Source organism: Stenotrophomonas sp. STEN087, assembly GCF_056759115.1.
The window spans coordinates 1-10885 of the sequence record NZ_JBRRCR010000112.1 but is presented as its reverse complement, the minus strand read 5'-3'; the positions used below and the strand labels follow the sequence as shown (position 1 = coordinate 10885).

9 protein-coding genes are annotated in these 10885 nt (G+C 68.6%); 7 read left to right on the top strand and 2 right to left on the bottom strand.

All coding sequences use genetic code 11. The features are described 5' to 3' along the window. The first annotated feature begins 247 nt into the window (after positions 1-247). The 3 genes from ACVOK1_RS18965 (at position 248) to ACVOK1_RS18955 (ending at position 3844) form a co-directional block, all read left to right on the top strand. A complete protein-coding gene (locus ACVOK1_RS18965; RefSeq protein WP_200753829.1) occupies positions 248-1726 on the top strand; it encodes a DNA-3-methyladenine glycosylase 2 in 1479 nt (492 codons plus the stop codon). Next, positions 1723-2214, top strand: coding sequence for a methylated-DNA--[protein]-cysteine S-methyltransferase (locus ACVOK1_RS18960; protein ID WP_481562932.1), 492 nt, complete (start codon positions 1723-1725; stop codon positions 2212-2214). Before ACVOK1_RS18965 ends, ACVOK1_RS18960 begins: the two co-directional genes overlap by 4 nt. A 385-nt stretch (positions 2215-2599) precedes the next feature. Continuing rightward, positions 2600-3844: an alkaline phosphatase family protein gene (locus tag ACVOK1_RS18955; RefSeq protein WP_481562931.1), complete on the top strand. Its 1245-nt coding sequence runs from the start codon at positions 2600-2602 to the stop codon at positions 3842-3844. A gap of 76 nt (positions 3845-3920) precedes the next feature. Here ACVOK1_RS18955 and ACVOK1_RS18950 read toward each other — a convergent pair whose 3' ends face one another. Both ACVOK1_RS18950 and ACVOK1_RS18945 read right to left on the bottom strand, forming a co-directional pair. Then, entirely contained in the window at positions 3921-4100 is a 180-nt protein-coding gene (locus ACVOK1_RS18950; RefSeq protein ID WP_079221211.1) for a 30S ribosomal protein THX, read from the bottom strand. Between the two features lie 110 nt (positions 4101-4210). After that, positions 4211-4624 (bottom strand): MerC domain-containing protein, encoded by a 414-nt coding sequence (locus tag ACVOK1_RS18945; protein WP_481562930.1) that lies wholly within the window; start codon positions 4622-4624, stop codon positions 4211-4213. Between the two features lie 135 nt (positions 4625-4759). Between ACVOK1_RS18945 and ACVOK1_RS18940 the strand changes: the two genes are divergently transcribed. From ACVOK1_RS18940 to ACVOK1_RS18925, 4 genes are all read left to right on the top strand, one after another. Then, a complete protein-coding gene (locus ACVOK1_RS18940; RefSeq protein ID WP_481562929.1) occupies positions 4760-6961 on the top strand; it encodes a TonB-dependent receptor in 2202 nt (733 codons plus the stop codon). 246 nt (positions 6962-7207) lie between these two features. After that, entirely contained in the window at positions 7208-7774 is a 567-nt protein-coding gene (locus ACVOK1_RS18935) for a TetR/AcrR family transcriptional regulator (protein ID WP_108768263.1), read from the top strand. Then, positions 7774-9447 (top strand): MFS transporter, encoded by a 1674-nt coding sequence (locus ACVOK1_RS18930; protein ID WP_481562928.1) that lies wholly within the window; start codon positions 7774-7776, stop codon positions 9445-9447. The genes ACVOK1_RS18935 and ACVOK1_RS18930 overlap by 1 nt, the downstream gene beginning before the upstream one ends. Before the next feature lie 10 nt (positions 9448-9457). Beyond that, complete coding sequence (locus ACVOK1_RS18925; protein ID WP_481562927.1) at positions 9458-10660, top strand: HlyD family secretion protein; 1203 nt, start codon at positions 9458-9460, stop codon at positions 10658-10660. The last annotated feature ends 225 nt before the right edge of the window (positions 10661-10885 follow it).

Genomic DNA, 10885 nt, shown 5'->3' with positions numbered 1-10885 from the left:
GGGGGGGGGGGGGGGGGGGCGCGGGGCGTGGCGCGCTTGGGGGGCCCGCCCCCGCCCCTTTCTGTGTTGTTGGGGGGCGGCACCCCCCCCCCCCCCCCGCCCCGCCATCCCACGGACTGCCAGCTTTTGACCTGGAAGTTGACGTTGACCTTGCGGGTGCAGGGCTGCAAGCCCTGCCAAAACCCCCGCCAACATCCATGTCCGAATCCGGCGAGTATCTCCCCCCGCCCCGCCCTAGACTGGCGCCATGGACACCGCCCCCACCCTCGACCACGCCGCCTGCGACCGCGCCCGCCTGGCCCGCGACGCGCGCTTCGACGGCGTGTTCTTCACCGCCGTGCGCAGCACCGGCATCTACTGCCGCCCGGTCTGCCCGGCACCGCCGCCGAAGCCGCGCAACATCAGCTACTACCCGACCGCCGCCGCGGCCGCCGCCGCCGGCTACCGGCCGTGCCTGCGCTGCCGCCCCGAACTCGCCCCGCAGGCACAACAGGCCCTGGCCGGGCAGACCGTACAGCGCGCCCTGGCGCTCATCCATGGCGGCTTCCTGCAGGACCAGGCCGTGGCAGAACTGGGCGCGAAACTGGGCGTGAGCGCACGCCAGCTGCAGCGCCTGTTCGTCGAGCACCTGGGCGCCACGCCCGGGCAGATCCACGCCACCCATCGCCTGCTGCTGGCCAAGCAGCTGCTGACCGAAACCACCCTGCCGGTCACCGACGTTGCCCTGGCCGCTGGCTACAACAGCCTGCGCCGCTTCAACACCGCCTTCCTGCAGGGCTGCGGCATGGCGCCGACCGCGCTGCGCCGCCAGCACACTCCCTCGGCAGCCGACGATGGCAGCCTGGTGCTGCGCCTGGGCTATCGCCCGCCGCTGGATTTCCCGCGCATGCTCGCCTTCCTGCGCAAGCGCAGCCTGCCGGGCATCGAACTGATCGGCGAGGACAGTTACCAGCGCGTGCTCGGCACGCCGGAACGCCCCACCCTCCTGCGCGTCACCGCTGACCCCAAGCGACCGGAACTGCGCCTGCAGCTGGGCGCGGTTGATCCGCGGCTGATTCCGGACATCGTGCGCCGCGTGCGCCGGGTCTTCGACCTCGATGCCGACCTGCAGCAGGTGCACGCCGCCCTGGCCGAGGAACCGCTGCTGGCACGCGGCATCGCCGAGCGGCCCGGCCTGCGCGTCCCCGGCGGCTGGGATGGTTTTGAAGTGGCCGTGCGCGCGGTGCTGGGCCAGCAGGTGACAGTCGCAGCGGCCACCACCTTCGCACGCCGCCTGGTCGATGCCTGGGGTGCGCACCTGCCCGGCATGCCCGCCGAGTTCAACCGCCAGTTTCCGGCACCGGAGGTGCTGGCCGAGGCACCGCTGGAATCGATCGGCCTACCGCGCACGCGTGCGGCCACCGTGCGTGCGCTGGCGGCGGCCTGTGCCAGTGGTGAACTGGACTTCGGCCCCGGCCAGGCACTGGAGGATTTCGTCGCCCGCTGCGTGGCCCTGCCCGGTATCGGGCCATGGACAGCGCAGTACATCGCCCTGCGTGGCCTGGGCCAACCCGATGCCTTCCCCGCCGGTGACCTGGTACTGCAGCAGGTACTCGGCCATGCGCAGGGCCAGCGCCTGAGCGAACGTGCGACCGAAGCACGTTCGCAACCCTGGCGGCCTTGGCGCGCCTATGCGGTGCTGCACCTGTGGCACCTGTCCGGCACTTTTGTTGGAGAACCGACATGACCTTGTTGTTCGATCGTTTCGACAGCCCGATCGGCGAGCTGACCATCGCCGGTGACGAACGTGGCCTGGCCCACGTGCTGTTCCCGGAAAACCGCCACCCAGCGCGCGGCCGCGGCGACTGGCTGTATTCACCGGATGCGCTGCCGGCGGCGCGCGAGCAGCTGCTGCAGTTCCTGCACGGTGAGCGCAGCACCTTCGATCTGGTGCTGGCACCGCAGGGCACGCCGTTCCAGCTGCGGGTGTGGCGTGCGTTGGCGCTGATTCCGTTCGGGCAGACCTGGAGTTACCTGCAGCTGGCGCAGCACCTGGGCCAGCCGACGGCGACGCGTGCGGTGGGCGCGGCGAATGGGCGCAATCCGTTGCCGATCATCCTGCCGTGCCATCGGGTGATTGGCAGCAATGGTGCGTTGACCGGGTTTGGGGGTGGGTTGGAGATCAAGGCGGCGCTGCTGCGGCTGGAGCAGCGGCAGGCACCGCTGTTTGCCTGAGGGTTCTGGGTGTTCCGGCAGGGCTGCGCCCTGCACCCGCTCAATGCAACGTCAACGTCAAAAGCCGAAGCGGCATTCCGTGGGATGGCGGGGCACTGTGGGTTTGCGGGGACGCCGTAAACCCGTCCATGGGGGCTTGGTCGCGGCAGCCCTGCCGCTCACACCCCGAAAACCCACAGTGCCCCGCCTTCGACAGGTCCACGCGGCTGATGGGAACTGCTGGTGGTGGGTGCCGACCGTTGGTCGGCACATCTGTCAGATATCGAATGAATCATCCACGCATGGCGTGGCTCTACTGTGTCCGGACGCGGAAAAATGCGTGGACACGGCGCGCTTCTGCGCGCCGTGTCTTGGGTGCGTCATTGCGCGCGCTTATGATGTCGCGATGACTTCCGTACGCCTGACCTGCTCGCTGGCGTTGCTGCTGCCCTTGGCGGCCTGCACGACCACGCCTTCTTCGTCCGCGCCGGTTGCGCGCGCCGACGCGCCGCCGCCGAAACTGCTGCTGATCTCCATCGATGGCCTGCGTGCCGATGCGCTGGACCGGGGGCTCACTCCAAACCTGCAGCGCATCATCGATGGCGGCGTGCGTGCGCGCTGGATGACGCCCTCCTATCCGTCGCTGACCTTCCCCAACCACTACACCATCGTCACCGGCCTGCGCCCGGACCACCATGGCATTGTCAACAACAGCATGGACGATGCCCAGCTGGGCCGTTTCAGCCTGGGTGACCGCGACGCAGTGACCAACAGTGGCTGGTGGGGCGGCGAGCCGATCTGGGTCGGTGCCGAGAAGGTCGGCGTGCGCACCGCGACCACGTCCTGGCCGGGCAGCGAAGCCGAGATCGACGGGACCCGCCCCAGCCAGTGGCAGGTCTACAACAGCAAGGAACCGCTGCAGCAGCGCGCGCGTACGGTGCTGGAATGGCTGGCGCAGACCGATGCCGATGCACCGCGGTTGACCACCCTGTACATGGAAAACGTCGACAAGGCCGGCCACAACCATGGCCCCGATTCGACCGAGTACCGCGATGCGATCGTGCAGGCGGATGAGATCGTCGGCCAGGTGCTGGATGGCCTGGAAGCCAGCGGGCTGGCGGCCACCACCAACGTCATCGTGGTCTCCGACCACGGCATGGCCAGCGTGGCCGAGGGCCATGTGGTGTCCACCGAGTCGATGGCCGATCCGTCCATCGCGCGCAACGTCAGCCAGGGCCAGTCGGTCGGTTTCGCGCCGGTCGCCGGCCGCGAGGCACAGGCCGAGCGCGCCCTGCTCGGTCGCCACGCCCACTACGAATGCTGGAAGAAGGAATCGCTGCCGGCACGCTGGCACTACGGTTCGCACCCGCGCGTGCCGCCCATCGTCTGCCAGATGGATGAGGGCTGGGACGCACTGCGCGCCGAGCGGATCAGCACGCGCACCCACCAGGATCGTGGCTCGCACGGCTATGACAACGTCCTGCCCTCGATGCGCGCCGTGTTCGTCGCACGCGGTCCGTCGTTCCGCCAGGGGCTGGTGATCGATGGCTTCGACAACGTCGATGTCTATCCGCTGCTGGCGCAGCTGCTGCAGGTGCCGGCCGCGCCGAATGATGGCAACGCCGAGACGCTGCAGAAGACATTGCGTTGATTCCAACGGCCGCCGGGCACAAAAAAAACGCGGCGCCAGGCGCCGCGTTTTTCTTTGGACCACTTACCCGGCCGGATCAGGCCTTGGCAGCAGCCTTCTTCGCCACGGCCTTCTTGGCCGGAGCCTTGGCCACGGTCTTCTTGGCAACCGGGGCACCGGCGCCTACAGCGACCTTGCTCGCGGTGTGCGAACGGGCATTGCCGTAGCTGGCGTTGTAGCGCTTGCCCTTGGCGGTCTTGCGGTCACCCTTACCCATGTCTTCAACTCCTAAAGTGTGAAATCTGGTTACCCCGTGCTGACACGGGCTCGGCGGGGCCGTCTTGCTGGACGCCCCCGCGCACGATCGGAAAGCCTAACACGACGCGCCTAGTGCGCGCAGCTGGCGTCGTGGACGTGGACGTGGTTCAGGCGCAGGTTGACCAGGTGGGCCACGCCCACCAGCAGGCCACCGAGGGTCATCACCACCGCGTGCGGCACGGCGTTGTGGTGCAACGCATCGACCAGCACACCTGCCCACAGGGCGACCAGGCCCGGCAGCAGGAAACCCAGCGCGCGCAGGGCGCCATGGCGGCGGTAGCCCATGACCAGACTGAACAGGCCGAGCAGGGTCACGAAGACCACCAGGGTCATTTCCACGCCGTCGCTCAGCCAGAACGAAAGGCCCAGCGAAGGGGCGATCGCCAGCAGCACCGGGATCACCGCGCAGTGCATGGCGCACAGCATCGAACCGGTGGCGCCGAAGCGGTCGAGCAGGCGGTGGAAGGAGGAGGACAGGGACATGACTTCCAGCAGGGTCGGCGAATCGTTATGGAATAATATAACATCTGTCCCCGACCCGCACGGTTTCCCTCCCCCTGTCCCACGACGGGATACGTGCGCCACCCGATTGATACAATGTAACAAAGGAAGCACCGGATGCCCTCTCACCACCCACGTTTCAAGCCGCATTCCCTGGCCTTGGCCCTCGCCGCCCTGCTGCCGTCGGCCGCGTTTGCCGCCGCCGACCAGGACACCCATCGTGACCGCCACCTGACCGAGCTGTCGTCGGTGCAGGTCACCGCCTCGCCGCTGCAGGGCGATGCCGAGTCGCTGGCCCGCCCGGTGGACGTGCTGGCCGGCGAGCGCCTGGACGAGCAGAAGGCCGGCACCCTGGGTGACACCGTGGCCAAGCTGCCCGGCGTGCAGAGCACCTTCTTCGGCCCCGGCGTCGGACGCCCGATCATCCGCGGCCAGGAAGGCCCGCGCGTGGCCGTGCTGTCCAATGGCATGGGCAACATGGATGCTTCCACCGTCAGCGCCGACCACGCCACCAGCATCGAGCCGTTCCTGGCGGACCAGATCGAAGTGCTGAAGGGCCCGGCCACCCTGCTGTTCGGCAGCGGCGCCATCGGCGGCGCGGTGAACGTGGTCGATGGCCGCATCGCCCGCGAACTGCCGGACCGTCCGCTCAGCGGCCGCGCCGAAGTGCGTGGCAACTCGGTCAACGACGAGCGCAGCGGCATGTTCCGCCTCGACGGCGTCAGCGGCAACGTCGTGCTGCACGTCGACGGTCTGGTGCGCAATGGCGATGACTACCGCATCCCCGGCTACGCGCTGATCGACAGTCTGGAAGACCATCACGAAGACCACGATCACGACCACGCCGGCGAGGAAGGCGAAGAGCCGCGCCGCGGCCGCCTGGACAACAGCTCCATCCGTACCCGCGCCGGTGGCGTCGGTGCCACCTGGCTGGGCGAAGGCGGTTACTTCGGCGTGTCGGCCAGCACCTACCGCACCAACTACGGCATTCCCAACGGCGCCCACGTGCATGCCGATGGCGATGACCACGACCATGACCACGACCATGGCGACGAGGAGGAGGAAGGCGACGAGCATGACGTCCGCATCGACATGGTGCAGAACCGCTTCGAGACCAAGGCCGGCATCTATAACCCGGTCTCGTTCCTGAAGAACGTCAACGCACGCGTGGCCTACACCGATTACGAACACGTGGAGCTGGAAGCCGGCACGCCGTCCACCCGCTTCACCAACCGCGGCATCGAAACCCGCCTGGAAGCCGTGCAGCAGCAGATCGGCGGCTGGGACGGCGCGTTCGGCGTGCAGTTCGGCAACAGCGATTTCGGCGCCATCGGCGAAGAAGCGTTCGTGCCGAACACCAACACGAAGAACGCCGGCCTGTTCGTGCTGCAGGAAAAGCAGTTCGGCCCGTTCAAGCTGGAACTGGGCGGCCGCCACGACCAGGTGAAGCTGGACCCGACCGGTGACTACCGTCGCCGCAAGTTCGACGCCACCAACCTGTCCGCCGCCGGCATCTGGAAGCTCAACGATGCGGTCGACCTGCGCGTCGGCGTGGACAGCTCCGAGCGCGCACCGACCAATGAAGAGCTGTACGCGGCCGGCGCGCACATCGCCACCCGTTCGCTGGAAATCGGCGATGCCGACCTGAAGACCGAGCGCGGCCAGCGCGTCGAGCTGGGCATCCACACCCACAGCGACCGTCTGGACTTCTCCGCCGCGATCTACCAGACGAAGTTCAAGGACTTCATCTACCTGGCCGACACCGGCATCACCGAAGGCCTGCCGGTGCGTACCTGGACGCAGCAGGATGCGGTGTTCAAGGGTGCCGAGGCCGAGGCGCTGGTGCACCTGTTCGAAGGCAACGCCGGCGACTGGGACCTGCGCGTGTTCGGTGACTACGTGCAGGCCAAGCTGGATGGCAGCGGCAGCCGCACGCTGGACATCGCCGTGCCGCACGGTGACCACAACCACAACTACAGCGTGGACCTGGCCAACACCGGTTACCTGCCGCGCATCGCCCCGGCCCGCGTCGGCGCCGACCTGCGCTGGGCGAAGGACGGCTGGCGCGCCTCGGTGGGCGCGGTGCGCTACAGCCGTCAGAAGGACGTGGCCCAGAACGAGGAGCCGAGCGACGGCTACACCCTGGTCGATGCGCACTTCGCCTACCGCTGGGACCGCACCGACAGCAACAGCTACGAGGTGTTCCTGGATGGCAGCAACCTGACCAACCGTGAAGTGCGTCCGCACACCTCGCTGCTGCGTGACTACTCGCCGCTGCCGGGCCGTGGTGTCGCCTTCGGTATCCGCGCGTACTTCTGATCGGGCATCCACGCATGCGATAGGTCATCCACGCATGGCGTGGATCTACTGGTCCCAGCCAACCATTTCCTGGCGACGTTCATCGCCGTTCTCTCCCGGGGGCCTCATGGCCCCCGTTTTTTATGGGCGCGCTCCCACGGGCATCATCTTCACGCCGCATTTACAAAGATGTGCGTAGAGCAACAAACGGACATTCCCGTCACTCACCGTCTCGCCAACCGGACACACGTGTCCGATAATGAAGCCATGACCACCCAACGTGCTGATGCTGCTGCCCGCCGTGCCCTCATCCTTGATGCCGCCGACCATGTGTTCGGCCAACACGGCGTCACCGCGCCACTGGACCTGGTGGTCGAACGCGCCCAGGTGGGCCGCGCCACCCTGTACCGCAACTTCCCCGACCGCACCGCGCTGATCCAGGCGCTGCTGCAGCGGACCGTCGACCGCATCCGCCGCCAGGTGGAACAGCTGGGCGACCGCGACGACGCCCTGTTCGAGGTCTTCGAAGGCATGGCCCAGCGCATCATCGATTCGCCGGCGCTGGCCGACTACTGGCGCGCGGTGGATTCGGACGTGGCCGCCATGCGCATCGCGCGCGAGACCGTGCGCGACCTGCTGGAAGCGCCGATCGCCCGCGCCAAGGCCGCCGGCCTGTGCCGGCCGGACCTGGAAAAGACGGATATTTCACTGATCTCGGGCATGCTGGGCGCAGCCCTGCGCGGCAAGACCCGCGAAGAGCGTGCCCAGCTGGCCGGGCGCGCCCTGCAGCTGCTGCGCGGCGGCCTCCAGGGAGCAGCCAACCAGGGGCGCTGATGGTCCAGCCGTATCTCAAGCCGGTTCCGGACTGGGAGGAGCACGAGAAGCCGACCATGCCCGGTTCGGCCTCGATGCCCTGGCACCCCCCGTACCGTCGCGCGGCCTATGCGCTGGTGTCGCTGCTGGTGGCCATCACCGGCGGCCTCGGCAATGCGCTGGTCACCGCCAACCTGCCCTTCCTGCAGGGCCAGCTCGCGCTGACGCCCACCCAGGGCAGCTGGCTGGTGGCGGCCTATGCCATGGTCAACGTAACCGCCAACCTGCTGGCCTTCAAGTTCCGCCAGCAGTACGGCATCCGCCTGTTCGCCGAGATCGGCCTGGGCCTGTATGCGGCGCTGGCGGTGCTGCACCTGTTCGTCGGCAGCTTCGAGACCACGATGCTGACCCGCGCGGCCAGCGGCTTTGCCGGCGCCGCGTGTTCGACGCTGGGCACGCTGTACATGCTGCAGGCGCTGCCGCGGCGCTTCACCGGCAACCTGCTGGTGGTCGGTGTCGGCCTGTCGCAGCTGGCGGTGCCGATCGCCTGGATCGTCTCGCCGGCGCTGGTCGATACCGGCCAGTGGCACCAGCTGTATTCGTTCGAGGCGGGCCTGGCGCTGTGCGCGTTTGCCGCAGTGGTGGTGCTGAAGCTGCCACCGGGCATGCAGGTCAAGGCCTTCGAGCCGCTGGATTTCCTCACCTTCGCCCTGCTCGCACCGGCCGTGGCGCTGCTGGTGGTGGTGCTGGCGCAGGGCTACACGCGCTGGTGGTTGAACACGCCGTGGCTGGGCTGGGCCCTGGTCGCTTCGATCGCGCTGGCCACCACGGCACTGGTCATCGAACACTACCGGCGCAACCCGCTGCTGCAGATCCGCTGGCTTTCCACGCTGCCGGTGCTGCACTTCATCGTCGGCGCGTTCCTGCTGCGCTTCCTCACCACCGAACAGTCCTACGGCGTGGTCAACCTGATGCGCACGCTGGGCATGGGCCCGGACCAGATGCGCCCGCTGTTCGTGGTGATCCTGGCCGGGGTGATCGTCGGCATCGCCGGTGCCTCGCTCACCTTCGGGCCGAAGCGGCTGATCGCCCAGCTGCTGATGGCCATCCTGCTGCTGGGCACTGCAGCGTTCTTCGACCAGAGCAGGACCAGCCTGGACCGGCCGCACGACTTCTACATCAGCCAGTTCCTGGCCTCGGTCGGTGCCGGCATGTTCATGGGCCCGCTGATCATGCTCGGCATTTCCGCGGCGCTGAAACAGGGCGTGGACCACATGATCACTTTCCTGGTCACCCTGTCGATCACCCAGACCCTGGGTGGCCTGGCCGGTTCGGCGGTGCTGGGCACCTTCCAGCTGCACCGCGAGCAGCTGTATTCCAGCGCGATCACCAGCCAGCTGGACCCGGCCGACCCGGTGGTCGCGCAGCGCCTGCGCATCCAGCAGCAGATCTACGCCGCGCAGATCACCGACCCGGTGCTGCGCAGCGCGCAGGGCACCGCGCAGCTGGCGACCACGGCCCGCCGCGAAGCCAATGTGCGCGCCTTCAATGATGTTTTCACCCTGAGCGGCTGGCTGGCCATCGGCTTCCTGTGCTGGTTGCTGCTGCTGTCGCTGCGCACCGCCGTGCTCAAGCAATGGCACAAGCGCCACCCGTCTCCGCCCCTTGCGGTCACCGCCGCCCCGCCCCACTGAGCCCGCCGCCATGTCTCCGCTACCGCCCCGCCCCGACAGCGACGCCCCCGAGAACGTCAGCCCACCGCCGCCGACCGACGCTGCGCCTGCGCCTGCGCCTGCGCCTGCGTCCACGCCTGCCGCGCCCGCGGCGGCACCGAAATACCTCAAGCCCAGCTCACGCAGCGTGGTGGTGATGGTGGTGGTCGCGCTGCTGGGCATCGCGCTGATCCTGCGCGCGTGGAACCTGTGGCCGTTCACCAGCAGCGTGATGGTCACCGACAACGCGTACGTGCGCGGGCAGATCACGGTGATGGCGCCGCAGGTGGCCGGCTATGTCACCGAGGTGCTGGTGAAAGACTTCCAGCACGTGAAGAAGGGCGAGCCGCTGCTGCGCATCGACGACCGCATCTACGCGCAGAAGGTGGCGCAGGCCGAGGCGACGCTGGACAGCGCGCGCGCGGCATTGGCCAACTCGGACCAGTCGCAGGCGCAGAACCGCGCGCAGATCGCTTCAACCCGCGCCACGCTGTCCGCCGGCCTGGCCGAGCTGCAGCGCTCACGCAACGAAGCCAAGCGCTACGAGGAACTGGCCGCGCAGCAGCTGGTCTCGATCAACGACCGCGACAAGTTCCGAACGACCCAGGCATCAGCGCAGGCCAGCGTGCAGCAGGCGCAGGCGCAGATCCGCATCGCAGAGGAGACCCTGGTGTCGACCCAGGTGGCGCGCAAGGGCCTGGAGGCGCAGGTGGAAAGCGCGCAGGCGCAGCTGGAACTGGCCCGCATCGACCTGGCCAACACGGTGATCCATGCACCGCGCGACGGGCAGATCAGCGAGGCCAGCGTGCGCGTGGGCCAGTATGTGGCGGCCGGTTCGCAGCTGCTGTTCCTGGTGCCGGAGGCGCTGTGGGTGGTGGCCAACTACAAGGAAGGCCAGACCTGGCAGATGCGCATCGGCCAGCCGGTGACGTTCTCGGTGGATGCGTTCAAGGGCCAGCGCCTGCACGGCCACGTGGAGCAGATCGCGCCGGCCACCGGTTCGGAGTTCAGCGTGCTGCGCCCGGACAATGCCAGCGGCAACTTCACCAAGGTGGTGCAGCGGTTGCCGATCCGGATTTCGATTGATCCGGGGCAGGAGCTGGCGGCGCGGCTACGGCCGGGGATGTCGGTGATCGCGCGGGTGGATACGGCGGCGGAGCCTGCGCCTGCGGCGGCACCGGCACCCGCGCGGTAGAGTCGACTGTTAGTCGACTGCTCTGCCGCCCGCCGAAGAGCGCGGCTTCGCCGTAGGCTGCGAACGGCGGAGCCCCTCGTGGCTGATCGTTGCAGTTGGGGTTTGCTGGATGGGCCGGGGGGGGGGGGGGGGGGCGGGAACCGCGGAATACCCCCCACGGGGGGGGCCAGGCGCGCACACATCGGCCGACGGGGGCCCCCCCCCCCCCCCCCCCCCCCCCCCCCC